The organism is Candidatus Thiothrix sulfatifontis, assembly GCA_022828425.1.
GTDB classification, from domain to species: Bacteria; Pseudomonadota; Gammaproteobacteria; order Thiotrichales; family Thiotrichaceae; genus Thiothrix; species Thiothrix sulfatifontis.
In genome coordinates this window covers 831,978-850,407 of sequence record CP094685.1, presented here as the reverse complement: position 1 = coordinate 850,407, position 18,430 = coordinate 831,978, and the positions used below count along the sequence as shown (strand labels likewise).

The following is an 18,430-nucleotide window of genomic DNA, read 5'->3' as shown; positions in this document are numbered from 1 at the left end:
CTTACATCCCACTCAAGCCTACGCGCACAATCTGCACTACCCGTTCAACCATTGCTTTAGCCTGATCCATGCCACCGCCAATCGCTTTGCACTCTTTGAACAGCAGCGGCAGCAGTTTTTTACGGATGTCGGCTTCGATGTTTTGCGGGTTGATGGAATGTTCGGCGACGGATTGTTCCACATGCGCATCCAGTCCGAAGGCGAGTTGCACCCATTGGTCTTGCGTGGCTTGATCAGCAGCCGTGAATACTTCCGGCAAGGTTTGTTTGAACACGCCGAAATACGCCTGCGCGTGGTGATTGCCTACAAACACATTCGGCATATCCGGTACGCGCCGTTGCTGCACTTGCTCGGCAAAATCGTGGAATAACAGGTATTGCTTGAGCGGGTGATCGAACAACTTTTCTGCGTTCGCAATAGCTTGGCGTAGCAGTTTGGAAAAGGCTTCCTGCGCGTAAGGGTCATCGCGCAAATCCTGCTCGATCATGCGGGTCACGCGGGTTTTGATAATGTCGGTTTCGTTGCGGGTTTTGTCCGCGCTCCAATCTTCAGGGGCTTGCTTTTGCCCCATTTTGTTCACTTCGTAAACGCCTTGTGCGTCTTTGATGTCAACGCCGACCACGTGCTTGTCCAACAGCTTTTTTACCTGCGCGGCGTACTGGTCGTACTGGATGGTTTCGCCTGCGTCTTGTTTTGCCAATTGGCCCAGGCTGGAAAATTGCTTGAGGGTTTCTTTGTAATGGCGGCGGTCAGCATCGCTGAAACTGGTATCGGCAAAGAAGGTGGCAGATTGCAGCGCGACTTTCAGGCAACTGGCGAAGGCGGTCAGGGCTTCGTAGAAGTCTTCGCGCACTTTGAGGTTGGCATCGACCAACTCGTCGCTTTGCTCCACCATTTTCGGCACTAACACTTGCCGCAATTGCTCAATGTCGTGCTTATTCTTAACCCCAGCAAAAATCGCCCACAAGGTTTTGTAAAGTTGCGGCAAACGTTTGTATTCGGTACTCATCTGGCTATACAAACCCGCAATATCATTGATGTCGTAACCGCCTTGGGTACGCGCCGCCAAATCCTGATATTTCTGGAGGGTGGTATCGAGTTCCGCCAGAATGCCGCGATAGTCGATCAGCAAACCGAACTTTTTCAGCGGGTGCAAACGGTTCACCCGCGCAATCGCTTGGATCAGGTTGTGTTGCTTTAACGGCTTGTCGATATACAGCACGGTGTTTTTCGGTTCGTCGAACCCCGTCAGCAGCTTGTCTACCACAATCAGCAGCTTCAACGCCTCGTCTTTGTCGAAACGCTCAATGATGGCTTTGGTGTAGGTTTGTTCGTCGGTTGAACCGATATTGTCTTTCCACCATTTAGTCACGGCGGGCAAGGCGGCTTCATCCACATCGGTATTGCCTTCGCGGGTATCGGGTGGACTCATGACTACGGCGGATTCAAACAACCCGGCTTCGTCGAGGTATTGTTTGTACTTGATGGCGGAGGCTTTGCTGTCGCAAGCTAGTTGCCCTTTCAAGCCGTCGTCGATGTTTTTCACGAAGTGGTTAGCAATGTCGAGCGCAATCAGGCGGATGCGGTCATCCACGCTGTAGATTTCGCCTTTGCGGGCAAACTTGCGTTTCAGGTCGGTTTTTTGTTCAGCGGTCAAGCCTTCAGTAATGCGCTCGAACCAGCTATCAATGGCGCGTTCGTTGACATCCAGATCGGGGATGCGCTCTTCGTACAACAAGGGCGTAACGGTTTGGTCATCCACAGCGCGTTGCATGGTGTAGGCGTGAATGATCTTGCCAAACTTGCCTTCGGTCTTATCGTCTTTCAGCAAGGGCGTGCCAGTAAACGCCACAAACGCGGCTTTGGGCAATGCCTGTTTCATGCGGATGTGGTTTTCGCCGCCTTGGCTACGGTGGCCTTCGTCGATCAGCACAATGATATTCGGGCTGGCATTGCGGCATTCGGGCAGTTTGGTGGCACTGTTAAACTTCTGGATGAGGGAGAACATAATGCGTTCCGTGCCTTTGCCAATCTGTTCGGCAAGGCGTTTGCCGGAGGTTGCCATTGCCGCTTCTTTGTCTTTTTTGCTGGCTAACTCGCCGCCGGAAGTGAAGGTTTTACTGAGTTGGCTTTCCAAATCTACCCGGTCGGTGACAACCAGAATGCGGCAGTGCTTGAGGGAATCGTGCAGGATCAGGGCTTTGCTTAAGAATACCATTGTGAAGGATTTGCCTGAGCCGGTGGTGTGCCAGATAACGCCGCCTTCGCGTCCGCTGTCTGGGCGTTGCGTGTTGATACGCTCAATCAGCCGTTTGATACCGAATACCTGCTGATAACGCGCAACAATTTTGCCAACCTTTTTGTCGAACAGGATGTAAAACCGCACCATTTCCAGCAAGCGTTGCGGCTGTAACAGACTGATCAGCAGGTGATCTTGACCCGTCACTGCCAATTCAGCGGCACTCCAAGCCTGATACCACGCCCAATCTTGGGCAGTGCGGTGGGCAAACAGGAGTTCGGTTTGCAGTGCGGTCAGCGGGCGGTTTTTGATGGCGTGCATTTCCGCAGGGCTGATGTCTTCCTCGCGCCATGCTGACCAGAATTTGGTGGGGGTGGCACAGGTTGCGTAACGGCCTTCTGCGCCATTGATGGAGAGCAATAATTGGCTGTAGGCGAACAGGTGCGGGATTTCGTCGGGGCGTTGGTTGCGCAGGCTTTGTGAAATGCCTTCGTCGATGGTCGGGGCTTTTTTCGCGTAACCATTGGGGCGTTTGGCTTCAATCACCACCAGTGGGATGCCGTTGACGAAACACACGATGTCCGGGCGGCGCGTATCGACACCGCCAGCGCGGGTAATGCTGAATTCTTCGGTAAAGCTGAAATGGTTGTTGGCGGGGTTGTGCCAGTCGATCAGGGCAATGGTCGGGTTGGCTTTTTTGCCGTCGACAAATTCGCTGATGGAAATGCCATACAGCAGATGGTTGTAGAGCTTTTCGTTAGCAGACAGCAAACCTTCGTTGAGGGCGGGGCTGCACACTTCGGCAATCAGGTTATCCAGCGCGTGGCTCGACAGGGCGTATTCACGACCGGCGAAGATAAAACGACGTTTTTGCAATTCGCTACGCAAGATGTCGCGCAACACCACTTGATCGTAGTGACCGTGGCGGGCAATCACGGCCTGTTGCGGAGAGAGGAATGACCAACCCAATTGGCTCAACAGTGCCAAGGCGGGGAGTTTGGCACTGTATTCTTCTTGGAAGCGTGGCAAGGCTGGCATTATTTATCCCCCAAAACTGCGGCGGTGCAGGTCAGAAAAATGTTGCTTGATGCCCGCCGCCTGTTCTGATGTGAAACCGCAAAATTGCTGTAACCAGAACAACAGCATTTGCTCATCTGGCTGGGTATAGTCCCTGCTTTGCTTAGTTTTACGCAATAGACGGTTGATGTAACTGCTGAAATGCAGCATTTCACGGTCGTTATCCGGCACGTACCCGCTGGCATCTACGGTTTCGGTGAACTGTGAAACCACATCGTTGATATGAGCTTGTACGCTGCGATCGGAACGTTGGCACAAGAAAATATCAGCAGCTTGCACCATGAATTCGTTAATGAACATGGCAAACTGCTCTTCCTTCAAGATGCCAGATTGCAACGCAAACCCGAATAGCTGATCCAGCAGGCGGGGTTTGAAGCGGTCAATGAACGCATCGGGATTGCCTTTGGGCATGGCGGTGAGGATAACGCTGAAACGGGTGTTGACTTCCATCGCTATCAGGCAATGTTTGCGCTTGACCGTGATGGCGTGCAGTACCCACTGGAAAGCCAGCGTCGGCTTGCCTTCGTCATTTTGCAGGTATTGACCATCTGCGGCGATGTCTTTGTTAGGCGGTGCGTGTACAAACGATTGCTTCACGCCTTTGCGGGTGACAGTGAAAAACTCGGTGGCGGCTTTGGTGCAGTTAAAAATTAGCATGGTTGGCTCACTGAAGAAGATGTAGATTGCTGAATTCGTGATCGTTTCATGAGATTGCCTGCGTATAACGCTCATACAAACCTTGCAATCCGGCGATGTCTGAATCTTGCGATGCCAGTTCCAAATCGTGGCACTTGGCGCTGGCAAGGTGGAACACATCAAACTTGCGCTTTTCAATATTGCGTTGCTGGTCTGTATTCTCTGCACGGTCAAAGCGGAATAAGTTGGCTGCCAGTTCGGAGACATTGCGATTAACATCCAACTCGGTCAAACCATCCAGTGATTGTTTCAACTGGGCAAAACGTACCTGATCTTGCCAGCCAATGCCGCGCAGCACTTCGTAGCGAATCAATGGGGTGATAATCAGCGTCACCTCCTCATTGCTCAATAAGGCTGCCAAAGTCTGCTTGGCTTTGGTACGTTCGGTTTCGGAAGTTGTGCTACCGTCATCCAAGGCGGCGATCAATAAGTTTGCGTCTAATAAAACCTTGCGCATGGTCATTTAAACCCCTTGCCCATTGATCAGATTCAACAACTGTTGTTTCGCTTGTTGTTGATCAGCGGGAACGAGACTGTCCAGCTTCAGACGATTTAGATCAATATCAAAGGCTTCTTGCAGCACATCAATCAACGAGGTGGTATTGGGTGAAGTAATCGCTTGGGTACGCACCACGCCATCGGTATCGCGTTGCAGGCGATAGGCTTCTCCTGCCTTTAGCTGTGACAGCACGATGGAAGAATGGGTGGTGATGTAAAAGGTGGTATTCGGGAATAAGTGTTTGAGCAAGGGGATGATTTTTGCTTGCCAAGACAGATGCAGGTGGCTTTCGATTTCGTCAATCAGCACGATACCCTTCACCTGTTGCAAGCGGGTTTCATTGGTGAAATAGCCGTAACCGGACACAATCGCCTGTAGCATTTTCAGGATGGAGGCAAAGCCGGTACTCAGATGGGAAAGCTCACGCGGCTGACCATCAATTTTCAGATTGACCCGACCATCACCGCTGATTTGCATGTATTTGGGGTCGATGCGGCTGTCGATTTTGTTTAGCAACTCCAGTACTACACGGATTTCGATGTCGCGGTTATCTTCCTGCTTTTGGTAAGGGTTAGCGGATTGGGCTAGGGTGACAAACCATTCTTCAATGCCCGTATCCATATTCAGGCTGGTGAAATTGTTGTTCATGCCTTGAATCAAACGCTGGAAATAGGCATTACGGCGTTGTTCTAGCGTCCCAATAGCTTGGGCAGGTTTGTTGTCGTGTTGAATAAATCCCCGGTTTTGGGAAGCAAGAAACACAATCGGTAGGTTGTGCGTAGCAAGAGAACTTTTTTGCATCTGTAAAACATGTGATGCTTGTTTTGCAGTACTCTGAGCGGTTAAAGACAAAACACTGTCGGCTATCAATCCTTTGAAACACCAATTAATACCTAGAGCTTGGGTTTTTTTTATAAATTCATCATTAGTTGCCAACAAAATCTGAAACAATGCTTCTAGCGTCTTGGTTTTACCAACACCATTCGCCCCTATCAGGGTATAAACCCGCTGGTTTTCCTGTAAGTTCAACTCGACGCTGCCTACGCCTTTGAGTCCTTCGATTTTAATCGGGTATGTCAACATACGTATTTCCTCATACTTTCACCCGCCGTTTTCCCGTCAACAACTGCTGCATCAGGGCTTTCTTCTCCTGCTTCAAACCCTCAAGTTTTTGCTGCAAAACCGATAGTGTTGAATCACAGTTATTTAAAAATTCTGCAATTTTTTCCTGTTCTTCATACTCTGGATAATAGATCAATAACCCAGCAACATCAGAGGAATTAATTGCGGGATAGTTTGTTCCAACAACCAATGCATTTATTTGTCCCGTGATATGAGCACCAAATAAGTAATGATATAAGTAACTACCACAAACACCTTTTTTCGGTGAAAGCACAGAAAATCCTGTAGAAGCTATACAGTCAGAATACTCTTTAGTAATTTTGACAAAGCCTTGGAGATTAGGACGTACTGTTGCAAGAAGAATGTCACCTTCAGATACAATGCGCCTAGCTCGACTTGGTGCATTATGAAATTTGTGACACTCTATGTTATCTGCTATTCGTCCAGCGTTTACGTCTGATAATGAAATATATTGAAACTCAAAATCTGTAGGCGTTTTATTCCCTAAACTTTTAGCGTCAATTTTGGCAAGATCAGAGAGATATGAACGTTTGAACTCGCCCCCAAACCCCTGCAACCGCTTCTTCCCAGTCAGCAATTGCTGCATCAGGGCTTTTTTCTGCTGCTGGCTGTTGGCAAGAAGTTGTTCGGTGGTGGTGATGGCTTTGTCCCAAGTGGAGAGGATTTGGGCGATTTTCTTTTGTTCGGGGAGTGGGGGAATAAGAACTGGTAGATCCTGAACTTGTTTTGCCGATAAGTTTGCTTGCTTTGTGCCCCCCGGAAATGAGTACAGCTTAGACAACAGAATCTCACTCCTGAGAAGATTTAATAGATATTCTGAATTTGACTCTTTCTTAGGAACGAATTTCATAACACGTTGGTTTAGTAATGATTCTGGTGCACTATCTGGTATTTGAACGGTGAAGCCATAGTCACGCTTGCCCATCGTGCCAGTCATAGACATAACAAGATCACCTGATCTGACTATGAATCTTGCATATGTATCTTTGTAAGTTTTTGGCAAATATACTGTATCTCGTCTTAAATCCAATGTATTTTGATAGAGATTTCCCATCCTCAACAATGGAACACCATCGGAAACAAAATCTGTACTTTTAAATGCGTAGCCCATCACCGTGTCAGCCAAATCTTTTATTATTCCGATCCTCCACTCCTCAGACAGCATAAATCCCCCTGCTTTCTTCGATTTGCCATCCCACCAATCCCCGTTCACACTCCAACTCGCGTTTGAGTTCTGCTTCCGTTGGCAGATAGGGCAGGTATTTGGAAGCGAACAATTGCTGGCTATCAGTGAGAACCGAATACTTAACCACTACTTCGCTTTTCTGGCTGCACAATACCAGCCCAATCGTCGGGTTATCCTCCTCCTCCTTGTGGTGCTGGTCATAGATGTGAATGTAGGTATCCATTTTCTCCACATCCTGATGCGTAAGTTTGCCCAGCTTGAGATTAATCAGCAGAAAGCATCTGAGTTTGATGTTGTAAAACACCAGATCAATGTAGAAATTCCGATCTTCGATACGGATGCGTTGCTTGCGCCCCACAAATGCAAATCCCTTGCCCGATTCCAACAGGAACTGTTGCAGGTTGCTGATGATGTCATGTTTTCGGGAGATTGGTTTCATAGCTCGAATACCGGGTGAATATTGACCATTTTCGTGACGTCACGAAAATGGTTTGCACGCCTAATTATGGCAGATTCGCCGTAGTTACAATCTGGGCTGTAGATGTTTTCCCATCTACCCAAACATGCCGCTACATTTCTATTTTGAGTCATACCCCAACTCCTCCAAATACCCCGCCATCTCCGTTTCCAACGCCGCCAACTGCTGTTGCAGTTGCAACCGCTCGCGCCGTACCGCTATCAAATCAATGGTTTCCTCTTCCTCAAAGGTATCGACGTAGCGCGGAATATTGAGGTTGTAGTCGTTCTCGCGGATTTCAGCAAGGCTGGCGAGGTAGGCGTATTTCTCCACGCTTTTCCCGGTCTGGTACGTCTCCAGCACTTTGCGGATATTCTCCGCCGTCAGCAAGTTCTGGTTCTTGCCCGCCTTGCACTCGCGGCTGGCATCAATGAACAACACACTGGTATCGTGCTTATCCTTGCGAAACAGCAGGATCGCCGCCGGAATGCCCGTACCGTAAAACAGCTTTTCCGGCAAACCAATCACCGCATCCAGCAAGTTTTCCTCAATCAGCTTCTGGCGGATTTGCCCCTCGGATGAACCCCGGAACAATACCCCATGCGGCACAACCACGCCCATGCGCCCGGTATCCGGCTTCAGCGTTTCGATCATGTGCAGGATGAAGGCATAGTCGCCCTTGGTTTTGGGCGGAATGCCACGCCGGAAACGGCTGAATTTGTCATTTTCCGCATCGTCATGCCCCCATTTGTCCAATGAAAACGGCGGGTTGGCAGTCACGATGTCAAACAGCATCAGGTTGCCGTTTTTATCCAGCAATTTGGGGTTGCGGATAGTGTCGCCCCATTCAATCTTGTGGTTATCTTCGCCATGCAGGAACATATTCATCTTCGCCAGCGACCAAGTAGAACCAATCGCCTCCTGCCCGTACAGCGCGTATTGCCTGCTGCCGAAGTTGGCGACGATCTTGCGCCCACACTTCATCAGCAACGACCCCGAACCACACGCCGGGTCACAAATGCTGTCGCCCGGTTGCGGCTCAAGCAATTCCGCCATTAAATCGGACACTTCCGGCGGGGTATAAAACTCACCCGCCTTTTGCCCACCGCTGGCAGCAAAGTTTTTGATCATGTACTCGTAGGCGTTGCCAATCACATCCAGCGTCCCCACGCGGCTGGGTTTGAGGTTGAGTTCCGGCTTGGCAAAATCTTCCAGCAAGTGGCGCAAGATGGTGTTTTTCTGCTTTTCCTCGCCCAGCTTGTCGGTGTTAAACGAAATGTCTTGGAACACACTTTTGCCTGCATCCTTGAGTTTCGTGCCGTTGGCTTCCTCAATCGCGTGCAGGGCTTGGTCAATGCGCTCACCGTTACCCGGTTCGTGACGACGCTCATACAAAGCGTAAAAACTGGCGATAGGCGGCAGCACAAAGCGTTCGCTTTTCATCATTTCGGTAATCAGTTCCGGCTCATCGCCGTACTCCGCCTGATAGCGTTCGTAATGACCCTGCCACACATCTGAGATGTACTTGAGGAACAGCATGGTGAGGATGAAATCTTTGTACGTGTCGGCACTGATCGTACCGCGAAAGGTATCGCAGGCTGCCCACAGGGCTTTGTTGATGCTGTCTTGGCTGATGGTGTCGTTCATGCGCTTATTGATCCTTTTTGCCTAATGCTTTTGTACCAGTTTCCAATTGTTTAATCGCCTTCTCTGGCGTAGGCAGGTTTTCTGGCATTGTTCCACCCAGTTCTTCAATGGTTTGCCTGACTTTCCGACCCACTGCAAAATGGGTTTGGTTAGCCTGATGCTTGCCTTGCACATTATCACGCTTTAATTTTTCTTCTGTTTGCGTGGCTCGGAATAGGTTCGCTGCTAGTTCGGTTGACCCCATGTGATCGAGGATTTTTTGGCTTTTCTTCAGCCCTTTGCGGGCATGAATACCTTTTTGATCAAGCCCACCGTACAGCCCTTTGTAACCGTGATTCTGAAAAATGGCGAAGTCCAAGTTGGTTGCCACACCCGCCTGTTGGGCTGCTTCAACCAATTGCTTATTGTGTTCCCGGAGTTCGTTGCGTAAAAACAGGCGTTTTTCATCCTCCTTAAGCTGTTTGAATGCGTCATCGTCCGCCAGCTCTTGCCGCCGTGTTTGCACCGCAAAGTACGTCTGTCCTGCGGCGATGACAGGCTTGGATGGATCGCCATTTTGTACCACCAGATAGCAGGCATAACGGGACAACTTCACGTCATCGAGCTTGCGTTGCGCTCCTGACCCAATTTTAACCATTGCGAGGATGTCCTCGAAATGGTCATTGATGGCATGTCCACTATTCAGGCACGCTTCTTGGGCTTTGCTGAGAACTGGCAGAAAGTGACGATATTCTGAGTATCCAATCAACTTTGAAAGTTCACGGGCAGACCAGTATTCAATACCGTTGTTATCTAGGTGTTTACACTGTTCAAACAGTTGATGTTCCTTGTCCATAATTAAACGTCCTTAGTGATGTAACAAGTCATTGGCAATGGCATTCATCAATCGCTCACCATTGTGCAGTAGTTGCTCAGCCAGTTCCCGTTCCTGCTTCAAAGTGTTGGCAAAGCCAATAATGGCATGTTGTTTGCTCAGCGAAGGTGCAACGATAGGGGTATTTTCCAACACACTGCGGCGGATGCTTTTGGTCACACTGCCTTCGGCTTCACGCTGGAAATACTGCTGGCTGGGGTATTGATTGAGCCACCATGCTAGAAATGCAGGTAACACGCTGGGTGTTGTCAGACGTAATACATAAAAGTGAGGGGCTACCACTGCTTGGTAGTTCGCAACCGCCGCATCGACTAACACGGCATAGTTTTTCGTACCGCGTGCTACAAACAAAATATCATTTTCTGATAAAAAATCTGCTGAGCGTTGGCTGGGTAGCTCTGTGCAAATACAAGCTGACCACTCAATAGCTTGATCGACAAAGGTATCTTTCATTTGCACCACCCGCACTGCTGCGCTGGGTATTGCCGTGATTGCCCCGCGAAACGGATAACCTGCTTTGGCTGACACAATGTCCTTGAGCAACATTTTCTACATCCTCAATGGTGACGTAGACACAATAACAAGCCAAAACAGGAATGGCAACGTGCTTTTTTTGCGTAAATAGCAATGATGCAATAAGTGGATGGTAGACAATGATTCTGTCCACCATCCACAAAGGAAGGGATCAGAACAGGAAGTAACGCTGCGCCAACGGCAATTCAATCGCCGGTTCACACACCAGCAATTCACCATCCGCCCGCACCTGATAGGTTTGCGAATCGACTTCAATCACCGGCTGGTAGTCGTTGTGAATCATGCTGGCTTTGCTGATGGTACGGCAGTTTTTCACCACCCCAATCAGGCTTTGCAGCCCCAATTGCTGATGCACGCCTGCGTTGTAGCCTGCTTGCGAGAGGAAGGTCATGGTGGTGGCGTGCTTGGCTTTGCCGAATGCGCCGAACATGGGGCGGTAATGCACGGGTTGCGGGGTGGGAATTGACGCATTCGGGTCGCCCATCGGTGCGGCGATGATCATGCCACCTTTGATGATCAAGCTCGGTTTTGCGCCGAAAAACGCCGGTTTCCACAGCACTAAATCCGCGAGTTTGCCGACTTCGACCGAACCAACTTCGTGGGAAATACCGTGGGTAATCGCAGGGTTGATGGTGTATTTCGCGATGTAACGTTTGGCGCGGAAGTTGTCTTGTGTGGCGGGATCAGTGCCGAGACTGCCACGTTGCACTTTCATTTTGTGCGCGGTTTGCCAAGTGCGGATGATGACTTCGCCGACCCGTCCCATCGCTTGCGAGTCCGACGAAATCATCGAGAATGCGCCCAAGTCGTGCAAAATATCTTCAGCAGCAATGGTTTCGCGGCGAATGCGGCTTTCGGCAAATGCCACGTCTTCCGCAATCGCGGGCGAGAGGTGATGGCAGACCATCAGCATGTCGAGGTGCTCGTCCACCGTATTGATGGTGTAAGGCCGGGTTGGATTGGTGGAGGATGGCAGGATATTGGCTTGCCCACACGCTTTGATAATGTCGGGGGCATGTCCGCCGCCTGCGCCTTCGGTGTGGTAGGTGTGAATCACGCGCCCTTTCATGGCGGCAAGCGTGTCTTCGAGGAAGCCAGATTCATTCAGCGTGTCGGTGTGGATGGCGACTTGCACATCCATTTCATCCGCCACCGTCAGGCAGTTGTCGATGGCGGCGGGGGTTGTGCCCCAGTCTTCATGCAATTTCAAGCCGATTGCGCCAGCAGCGATTTGTTCGCGCAAGGGTTCGGGCAGGCTGACATTGCCTTTGCCCAAGAAACCGAGGTTCATCGGCAAGCTGTCGGCGGCTTCCAACATGCGGTGCAAATTCCAGATGCCGGGGGTGCAAGTGGTGGCATTCGTACCCGTCGCAGGCCCTGTGCCGCCGCCGAGCATGGTGGTCACGCCGGACATTAAGGCTTCGTCGATTTGCTGCGGGCAAATGAAGTGGATGTGCGAATCAATTCCGCCAGCGGTGAGGATGTGACCTTCGCCTGCAATCGCTTCCGTGCCTGCGCCGACCAGAATGTTCACGCCCGCTTGGGTATCGGGGTTGCCTGCTTTGCCGATGCCGACAATGCGCCCGTGTTTGATGCCGATGTCGGATTTGACGATGCCCCAATGGTCGAGGATCAGCGCGTTGGTAATCACCACGTCCACGACTTCGGCATCGTTGCGCTGGCATTGCCCCATGCCGTCGCGGATGACTTTGCCGCCGCCGAATTTGACTTCATCGCCGTACACGGTGTGGTCGTGTTCGACTTCGATAATGAGTGCGGTGTCGCCCAAACGCACGCGGTCGCCAGTAGTTGCGCCGTACATTTCGGCATAGGCTTGTCGGCTGATTTTCATGCTAATTTCCCCATGATTTTGCCTTGGAAACCGTAGACTTCGCGTGTGCCAGCCAGTGCTACCAACTCGACTTCGCGGGTTTGTCCCGGCTCGAACCTCACGGCAGTTCCGGCGGGAATATTGAGGCGGAAACCGCGTGCCTGATCGCGCTCAAAGGCGAGAGCGTTGTTGGTTTCAAAGAAATGGTAGTGCGAACCGACCTGAATCGGGCGGTCGCCAGTATTGGCAACGGTGAGGGTGACGGTTTCGCGCCCTGCGTTGAGTTCGATGTCGCCAGCGGCGGGGAAAAGTTGTCCGGGAATCATGGGGTACTCCTTACACAATCGGGTCATGCACGGTGACGAGTTTCGTGCCATCGGGGAAGGTGGCTTCCACCTGCACGTCGTGAATCATTTCGGCGATACCGTCCATTACGTCGTCACGGGTCAGCAGGGTACGCCCGTAATCCATCATTTCGGCGACGGAACGCCCATCGCGTGCGCCTTCCATAATCGCGCAACTGATGTAGGCAATCGCTTCAGGGTAGTTGAGTTTTAAGCCACGCGCTTTGCGGCGTTCGGCGAGTAATCCGGCGGTGAATAGCAAGAGCTTGTCTTTTTCGCGGGGGGTGAGTTCCATTGTATTGTTCCTCCTAAGTATTCCAGATGCGCGGCGGTGTGGCGGGGCGTCCCGTAACTAGCGGGCGAATGATCTGCCACAGATGCCGGAATAAGCGATGCGCTTGCGCGGTGCTATTGCCGAGATAACGCACTACCAGCACTCCATTGAGCAGCGTTACGCCAGCACTGCCATTGGCAATGTCTTGGCAATGCGGGCGCACGGCTTCGAGTAGCGCAGGCGTGGCGGGGGTAGCCAACAGCGTTGCCATGACGGGTTGTCCACGCAATCCGGCGGCGGTGTGCAAATCGGCTTCGCTGGCAATCAGCAAGCGATCGAGCAATAGCGGTTTGCCAGCGCGGTAAACGGCGGTTTTGAACAAGGTCTTGCCGTGGGTGAATTGTTCGCCAATGGTTGGCAGTCCGAGGCAGTGGATTTCCCAGCCGATGTATTGCGCCGCTGCATCCAGATGAATCGTGCTGTGCAAGGCAGTATTTGCGCCGGGGAAAAAGATGTTTTCCTGCGGCAACCATTCCAGACAGCCGTCCGTGACATGAAAATGTTGGTGTTGTTGCGCTTGTAGTCCGGCGCTGCGGTAAAACTTGGTTGCACAGGGTGTTGTCAGCAAGGCATGGGCAGCGGAGTCAACCTGAAAGCGCATTTGCAAGCAATCACCGCCCACCACACCGCCGGGCGGATGCAGCACGTAGGCGTGGCAAACCTCGCCTTCGGGGTAGAAGGGGCGTTGCACGGCTAAAGGGCCGCGCTGTTGGCGGGTTGCCAGCACGGTTTTGGTGCTACGCTGCTCGAAACCGAGGCGTAATTCCGCTTGCCAGCCTTGGGTCGTGGCGGCTTCAGCCACGCTTGCGCAGGACGGCACGCTTGGCAATGAAACGTTTCGCACCCCAAACCAGCAGCCATACCGCGATGACCACAGGCAGTGCCATCAAGGTGTGGGCGGCGAAATGCGCCATGTCGTTGTGGGTTTCAGCGTGATGGGCGATGCCATCGTGGGCAGTGGCGATGCCGGTCATCATGATGAGGAAACTGGTTATGAACCCAGTGGCTATTTTCAACATAAGGGGTTGCTCCTAAGAATATTGTGAGTAACAGGCAAATTTCGTACCAGCATCAACCGCCATGTTTTGCGACCAGTCGGCGGGCGGCTTGCTGGTGTTCGTGCATCAGAGCGCGAACATCCACATTGGGCAATTGCCCATCCACCACCTTCCACTGCCCCGCGACCATCACGCGATCGGCTTTGTGTGCGCCACACAATAACAGTGCCGCCACCGGATCATGATGCCCCGAAAAGCGCAATTCATCCAGCTTAAACAGTGCCAAGTCCGCCTGTTTGCCGACCGCAATTTCGCCAATATCGCTACGCCCCAATACCCGCGCCGAACCTTGCGTTGCCCAACGCAGCGCATCGTAATGCGTAACGTTCGCCGCCCCGTAGCGCAACCGCTGAATATACATCGCTTGGCGCACTTCGCTAATCAGGTTGGAATGGTCATTGGAAGCTGAACCATCCACCCCAATGCCCACCGGACTTCCTGCCGCTTCCAGTTCACGAATCCGGCAAATCCCCGATGCCAGCATCATATTGGAATTGGGGCAATGGCACACACCAACCCCCGCCGCACCCAAACGGCGGATTTCATCGTCATCGAAATGAATACCGTGCGCCAGCCAGGTTTGCGCCCCCAACCAGCCGACGCTTTCCAGATAATCCACGGTGCGCATTCCGAACATTTTCAGGCAAAACGCCTCCTCATCCAGCGTTTCTGCCAAATGGGTGTGCAAGCGCACGTGATGTTGCCCCGCCAGTTCCGCACTGGCCTTCATCAAATCGGTGGTGACGGAAAACGGTGAACACGGCGCAAGCGCGAGTTGCACCATCGCGCCTTCGCTGGGGTCGTGGTAGGCGCTGATCAAGCGGGCGCTGTCATCCATAATCGCCGTTTCGGTTTGCACGGTGCTTTGCGGGGGCAAGCCACCTTGATCCTTGCCCAGACTCATTGAGCCACGGGTCAATGTTACCCGCGTGCCTACCTGTGCGGCGGCTGCCACTTGCACATCAATCGCGTGTTCCATGCCTGCGGGGAACAGGTAATGGTGGTCTGCGGCAGTGGTACAGCCCGACAACAGCAATTCGCTTAACGCCAAGCGTGTTGCCACCTCCAACATCTCCGGTTCAAGCCCTGCCCACACCGGATACAGTGATACCAGCCACGGAAATAACTCCTGATTCAACGCGCCCGGATACGCACGGGTCAGGGTTTGGTAAAAGTGGTGATGGGTATTGATCAGCCCCGGCAAGACCACGTGTTCACTGGCATCGAAGACCTGTTCCACCGCTGTCTGTGGTTGCTGACCCGAAGCAACCAACTCAACCAAGCGGTTGCCTTGCACCACCACGCCACCACCCGCGTCTTGCCCACTTAAAGTGAACATTGCCAACGGGTTCTTAATCCACAACCTTGCTTGGTCACTCATGCCGCGTAACTCCTTAAAAAATATGGCAAGCATTTTGCATAGAAAAACCTGACCAAGTAGACAACTTTTTCACAAGCCCTGTCAATTTAAGGAGCTACGTTTTATGAGTACATCGGTTCACCCTGTTGATGAAATACTCCCCGTCGGCAAAATGGCAACATTGGGACTTCAGCACGTCCTGATTATGTATGCGGGCGCGGTCGCCGTGCCGCTGATTATCGGGCGGGCGCTGCAACTCAGCCCGGAACAAATTTCCATGCTGATTTCGGCTGACTTGTTCGTGTGTGGCATTGTTACCCTGATCCAATCGTTTGGGATGACGCAATGGTTTGGCGTTCAGCTTCCGGTGATGATGGGCGTAACCTTCGCAGCGGTTGCACCGATTGTGAGCATGGCAAAAGCCACACCGGGCGTTGAAGGTGCGCAACTCATCTTCGGTGCGGTGATTGGTGCAGGGCTGATTTCAATAGTGATTGCGCCCATTGTCAGCCGTATGTTGCGGTTTTTCCCGCCAGTCGTCACGGGTACGATCATTGCGGTGATCGGCATTACCCTGATGCGGATTGGCATCAACTGGATTTTCGGCAACCCCGTGGGGCCTACCGCGCCGATGATTATTAGCCCTGAACACGCGCAATGGCTGGAAGCCGTCAAAGCCGCCACTGATACAGGGGCAAGTATTCCCGCCCCGCCTGCCAGTATCGCGTTGGCTTCCACCGTACCGAATCCCAAATACGCCACGTTGACCAATGTGGGCATTGCCGCTGTGGTGCTCGCCTCTATCTTGCTGATTTCGCGCTTTGCCAAAGGCTTTTTGTCGAATATTGCGGTACTGATCGGCATTCTGGTCGGCGGAGTAATTACCGCCGCGTTGGGAATGATGACGTTTGAAAAAGTTGCCAATGCCAGTTGGTTTGGCTTGGTCATGCCCTTCCAGTTCGGAATGCCGGTATTTGACCCGCTGCTGATTCTGACCATGACGCTGGTGATGATTGTGGTGATGATTGAATCCACCGGGATGTTTTTGGCGTTAGGGGAAATGACGAAACGTCCTGTTGATCAAGCCCGCTTGTCACGCGGCTTGCGTACCGATGGTTTGGGGACATTGATTGGCGGGATTTTCAATACCTTCCCTTACACCAGCTTTTCGCAAAACGTGGGGTTGGTCGCTGTCACCGGCATCCGCAGCCGCTACGTGTGTGTGGCTGGCGGTATTATTTTGGTGGTGCTGGGCTTGTTGCCGAAAATGGCGGCATTGGTGGAATCGTTACCAACCGTGGTATTGGGTGGCGCAGGTCTGGTTATGTTCGGCATGGTGGCGGCAACGGGTATCCGCATCCTCTCGCAGGTCGATTTCAAGACCAACCGCAATAACGCCATGATCGTAGCCATTTCCATCGGCATGGGCATGATTCCGCTGATTGCACCCAACTTCAAACAGTGGATGCCACACGGGATTCATTCCCTGATCGAATCCGGCATTTTGCTGGCATCGTTTAGTGCCGTCTTGCTGAACCTGTTCTTCAACGGGGTAAGCAACGATACCAGCGCGGCAGTACGGGCGAGTGCGGAGGCAGAAACGCATTAAATCAACTCTTACTCCCTTCACCCCTCGCGGGGGAAGGGTCGGGGATGGGGGGGAAGGTTATGTAAACCTCCTCCACAAACCGATACTCATCGCAATTCCCCCCATACCCACCACTGCGGTCGATACACAGAAAATCGCGCACCTCATCCAAACTAAACTGGTAGTGATGCCAAACCCCGCGATGGTAATTGACCCCCTGATCCGCACCGACGGCAAACAGCCGCAACTGTTCCAGCAACGGTTGCTCACCGGGCGGCGCAACCAACACCAGAAACGGTTTACGCTGCATGGAAAGAAACGCCTGACTGCTGTGCGGATGGCGTTCCATCACCTCCACTTTCAGCGGAAACTGTGCCGGTTGCGAACGGAAAATACTCACGGTGGGTTTGCCACCATTTTCCAGCACATCCAATTGCGCCAGATCGTGGTAACGCTCAGTACGCCCGTAATTGATGGCGTAATGCGTGCGCTCATCACCCACCTCAATCACATCACCAAACGGCGCAAACGCTGCCGCTGTCAACGGTTCTGGTATCAGGATCATTCCACCCTCCGCACCTTGCCAAATGCCCGCAAACGGCTTACCCCGCCATCGGGGTAAATATTCAAACGCAAATGCGACACCGGCCCAATCTGCTGCAATTGCTCGATAAAAGTAAACTCGGTATCCGCCGCCATGCGCTGGGGAGGCAGGATTTGATCCCAATAAAGGCTTTGCGTGGCAATACTGTCTTCGTTACCACCTTGATAGAGCGTGCCGCACACCGAACATTCATACGGATAATTGCCTTTGAAATGCGCGGTATCAATCACCAGCCGGGTAATTTGCCCCACATACGCCAAGCGCAAAATGATCCAATCAAATCCCGGTTCGCGGCGGCGGCGGGTTTCCCAGCCATCGCCCATATTCACGCCTTTGCCGGGCGCAATCAGGTTGCTGATATGCCCAAAGTGCATGTCGCTGGCACACAACGCCCGCCCACCGTTGAGCATCGCCGCGAGATCAATCTCTCCATCCAGCTCATCAGCATGGAGTTCGCGGCGCACTTGCCCGTAGACCCGTAACCGCGCAATGCCGCCATCGGGATAAATATTCAGGCGCAAATAATTCCACACCTCACGCGAACCGATTTCAAACGTATTGTGCGTATTGCCCTGCAACGCCCGCGAATGCAGCAAGGGAAACCAGCGGGTCTTTTCATCCGGCGGGGTTTTGCTGTAACAGGCTTCAATGCTGGCAGAAGGTGCAAAATTGCCGGTGAAATGGGCGGTATCCAAATCCACCCCGTAAATCACGCCGGAGCAGATTTTGATAATCGCGTAGTCGTAACCGTCACCGCGTTTGCGGCGGGTTTCCCAACCATCCATCCACTTGCCGTTGTCATCGTACTTGCCCGGAATAAACACCGGCTCTTCTGGCTGGATCAAGCGTTCCAGTGGTGCAAAAAATTCATCGGTAGCATAGACGGCTTGCGCCCCCAAACGCGGTTGGGCAAGGTCAATCCAATAATTTTGTAGCGTTTTCAATAAATCAGTCATGGC

Annotated in this window: 18 protein-coding genes; 1 reads left to right on the top strand and 17 read right to left on the bottom strand. The window is 52.2% G+C overall.

The genetic code is table 11. The annotated features are described in order from the left end of the window. Position 1: 1 nt before the first annotated feature. The 15 genes from L3K52_04285 to L3K52_04215 all read right to left on the bottom strand — a co-directional run bounded on the left by L3K52_04285 (position 2) and on the right by L3K52_04215 (position 15,300). Positions 2-3,277 (bottom strand): type I restriction endonuclease subunit R, encoded by a 3,276-nt coding sequence (locus L3K52_04285; GenBank protein ID UOG92955.1) that lies wholly within the window; start codon positions 3,275-3,277, stop codon positions 2-4. 3 nt (positions 3,278-3,280) lie between these two features. Further along, entirely contained in the window at positions 3,281-3,973 is a 693-nt protein-coding gene (locus tag L3K52_04280; GenBank protein UOG92954.1) for a hypothetical protein, read from the bottom strand. Between the two features lie 46 nt (positions 3,974-4,019). Further along, on the bottom strand, positions 4,020-4,475 hold the full coding sequence (locus L3K52_04275) for a PIN domain-containing protein (protein UOG92953.1): 456 nt from the start codon (positions 4,473-4,475) through the stop codon (positions 4,020-4,022). Then, positions 4,476-5,312 (bottom strand): AAA family ATPase, encoded by an 837-nt coding sequence (locus tag L3K52_04270; GenBank protein ID UOG92952.1) that lies wholly within the window; start codon positions 5,310-5,312, stop codon positions 4,476-4,478. It lies immediately after the preceding gene. 292 nt (positions 5,313-5,604) lie between these two features. Further along, positions 5,605-6,867: a restriction endonuclease subunit S gene (locus L3K52_04265; protein ID UOG92951.1), complete on the bottom strand. Its 1,263-nt coding sequence runs from the start codon at positions 6,865-6,867 to the stop codon at positions 5,605-5,607. Further along, positions 6,809-7,279, bottom strand: coding sequence for a DUF1016 domain-containing protein (locus L3K52_04260; protein ID UOG92950.1), 471 nt, complete (start codon positions 7,277-7,279; stop codon positions 6,809-6,811). Before L3K52_04260 ends, L3K52_04265 begins: the two co-directional genes overlap by 59 nt. 138 nt (positions 7,280-7,417) lie before the next feature. Next, a complete protein-coding gene (locus L3K52_04255) occupies positions 7,418-8,944 on the bottom strand; it encodes a type I restriction-modification system subunit M (GenBank protein UOG92949.1) in 1,527 nt (508 codons plus the stop codon). A gap of 4 nt (positions 8,945-8,948) precedes the next feature. Next, positions 8,949-9,779, bottom strand: a complete 831-nt coding sequence (dinD, locus tag L3K52_04250) for a DNA damage-inducible protein D (GenBank protein ID UOG92948.1) — start codon at positions 9,777-9,779, stop codon at positions 8,949-8,951. 12 nt (positions 9,780-9,791) lie between these two features. Then, positions 9,792-10,364, bottom strand: a complete 573-nt coding sequence (locus tag L3K52_04245) for a restriction endonuclease subunit S (protein UOG92947.1) — start codon at positions 10,362-10,364, stop codon at positions 9,792-9,794. Between the two features lie 139 nt (positions 10,365-10,503). After that, positions 10,504-12,204: an urease subunit alpha gene (gene ureC / locus L3K52_04240; protein ID UOG92946.1), complete on the bottom strand. Its 1,701-nt coding sequence runs from the start codon at positions 12,202-12,204 to the stop codon at positions 10,504-10,506. Continuing rightward, positions 12,201-12,509 carry an urease subunit beta gene (locus L3K52_04235; protein ID UOG92945.1) on the bottom strand — a complete coding sequence of 103 codons (309 nt, stop codon included), beginning with the start codon at positions 12,507-12,509 and terminating at the stop codon, positions 12,201-12,203. Before L3K52_04235 ends, ureC begins: the two co-directional genes overlap by 4 nt. A gap of 10 nt (positions 12,510-12,519) precedes the next feature. Further along, positions 12,520-12,822, bottom strand: coding sequence for an urease subunit gamma (gene ureA, locus L3K52_04230; protein UOG92944.1), 303 nt, complete (start codon positions 12,820-12,822; stop codon positions 12,520-12,522). 13 nt (positions 12,823-12,835) lie between these two features. Further along, positions 12,836-13,663, bottom strand: a complete 828-nt coding sequence (locus L3K52_04225; protein ID UOG92943.1) for an urease accessory protein UreD — start codon at positions 13,661-13,663, stop codon at positions 12,836-12,838. Further along, positions 13,656-13,880 carry a hypothetical protein gene (locus L3K52_04220; GenBank protein UOG92942.1) on the bottom strand — a complete coding sequence of 75 codons (225 nt, stop codon included), beginning with the start codon at positions 13,878-13,880 and terminating at the stop codon, positions 13,656-13,658. The genes L3K52_04225 and L3K52_04220 overlap by 8 nt, the downstream gene beginning before the upstream one ends. A gap of 52 nt (positions 13,881-13,932) precedes the next feature. Then, entirely contained in the window at positions 13,933-15,300 is a 1,368-nt protein-coding gene (locus tag L3K52_04215) for an 8-oxoguanine deaminase (protein UOG92941.1), read from the bottom strand. 103 nt (positions 15,301-15,403) lie between these two features. Here L3K52_04215 and L3K52_04210 point away from each other — a divergent pair, with 103 nt between their 5' ends. Further along, a complete protein-coding gene (locus L3K52_04210; protein UOG92940.1) occupies positions 15,404-16,888 on the top strand; it encodes a purine permease in 1,485 nt (494 codons plus the stop codon). Between the two features lies 1 nt (position 16,889). On the opposite strand, the gene L3K52_04205 is transcribed toward L3K52_04210, so the two are convergent. Then, the gene (locus tag L3K52_04205; protein UOG92939.1) at positions 16,890-17,432 is read right to left on the bottom strand and encodes an ureidoglycolate lyase; all 543 of its coding nucleotides are present in this window, start codon (positions 17,430-17,432) and stop codon (positions 16,890-16,892) included. Next, positions 17,429-18,427 (bottom strand): allantoicase, encoded by a 999-nt coding sequence (gene alc, locus L3K52_04200; protein UOG92938.1) that lies wholly within the window; start codon positions 18,425-18,427, stop codon positions 17,429-17,431. Before alc ends, L3K52_04205 begins: the two co-directional genes overlap by 4 nt. Positions 18,428-18,430 lie beyond the last annotated feature (3 nt).